Annotated in this window: 2 tRNA genes and 2 rRNA genes; all 4 read left to right on the plus strand. The window is 62.5% G+C overall.

Annotation, left to right across the window (positions count from 1 at the left end):
- A 16S ribosomal RNA gene (locus tag NJ376_RS28170) occupies positions 1 to 184 on the plus strand; the annotation flags it as partial.
- 290 nt (positions 185 to 474) lie between these two features.
- Positions 475 to 548, plus strand: a tRNA-Ile gene (locus NJ376_RS28175).
- Between the two features lie 156 nt (positions 549 to 704).
- Positions 705 to 777 (plus strand) — tRNA-Ala (locus NJ376_RS28180).
- A gap of 337 nt (positions 778 to 1,114) precedes the next feature.
- A 23S ribosomal RNA gene (locus NJ376_RS28185) occupies positions 1,115 to 1,325 on the plus strand; the annotation flags it as partial.

The following is a 1,325-nucleotide window of genomic DNA, read 5'->3' on the forward strand; positions in this document are numbered from 1 at the left end:
CAGCACGCCGCGGTGAATACGTTCCCGGGCCTTGTACACACCGCCCGTCACACCATGGGAGTTGGTTCTACCTTAAGCAGGTGCGGTAACCGCAAGGGGCTAGCTTGCCACGGTAGGGTCAGTGACTGGGGTGAAGTCGTAACAAGGTAGCCGTAGGGGAACCTGCGGCTGGATCACCTCCTTTCAAGGAATGTTCGCGGGGTGAGGGCTTCGGCTCTCGGCTGCGGATATCCTGCACAAGACTACACGGATCTGCCGATCGCTGCCTGGCTGGCGGCTGCCCTGGATGGGGTGGCGTTGGTTGGGCCGACTGCCCGAAAATGAATGTCTTCTGGCCGTGTCCATGGCCACCAAGAGAGGTCCGCGCGGGCGACCTGGTCCTTCGGGATCGGCGCCGTCCGCGCATCCTTCCCTTGATGCGTGTTTGGTCTGGCTTGGGCTATGGTCCTTGGGGCCTGGCGAAGGTCAGGCTGGGGGCTAGTAGCTCAGTTGGTTAGAGCACACGCTTGATAAGCGTGGGGTCGGAGGTTCAAGTCCTCCCTGGCCCATTTTTCCTGCCGCTGCGCGGCGGGAGAAATCCGTCGGAGACTGACGAACCCGGTTGCCGCCGCAGGCGGCAAATCGCGGCACTGCCGCGATAGGCGCGGGTCAGTCCGACGGGCATGGTTTTCTGCCGTCGTCCCGTCCTGTAAGAGGGGCGGCACGGGGGCGTAGCTCAGTTGGTAGAGCACCTGCTTTGCAAGCAGGGGGTCGTCGGTTCGAATCCGGTCGCCTCCATTCTTCCCGCCGCGTGGCGGCGGGAAGAATCCTCCGGAGGATGACGAAGCCGGTCGCTGCTGCAGGCAGCGAGCCGCGGCACTGCCGCGGCAGGCGTGGATCGAGTGGCGATGTCCTTGGGCGAGAGCTCGAGGCGCGTGCTTCCAAAAACCACCGCAAGCCGGTGCCTGGTCCTTCGGGGCCTCGCGCGGCCTGTGGTTCTGTTCTTTGACAGGTGCATCTGGGATTGGTTGTGTTGAGTGTTGAGAGTGAAGCTGAGCGTAGGCTTGGCGTTGCTTGACGCCTGACCTGACATAGGGCCGCGATTTGGTTCTGCGTGCGGGCGGGTGTTGGTGATGTTGAGCGAGATAAGGGCGTTCGGTGGATGCCTTGGCGCCAAGAGGCGATGAAGGACGTGGCACGCTGCGAAAAGCCGCGGGGAGATGCGAGCGATCGTTGATCCGCGGATGTCCGAATGGGGAAACCCCTCCTTAGGGAGATCCTGTGCTGAATCCATAGGCATGGGAGGCGAACTCGGGGAACTGAAACATCTAAGTACCCGAAGGAAA

It is taken from the genome of Siccirubricoccus soli, assembly GCF_024178315.1.
Classification (GTDB): Bacteria; Pseudomonadota; Alphaproteobacteria; order Acetobacterales; family Acetobacteraceae; genus Siccirubricoccus; species Siccirubricoccus soli.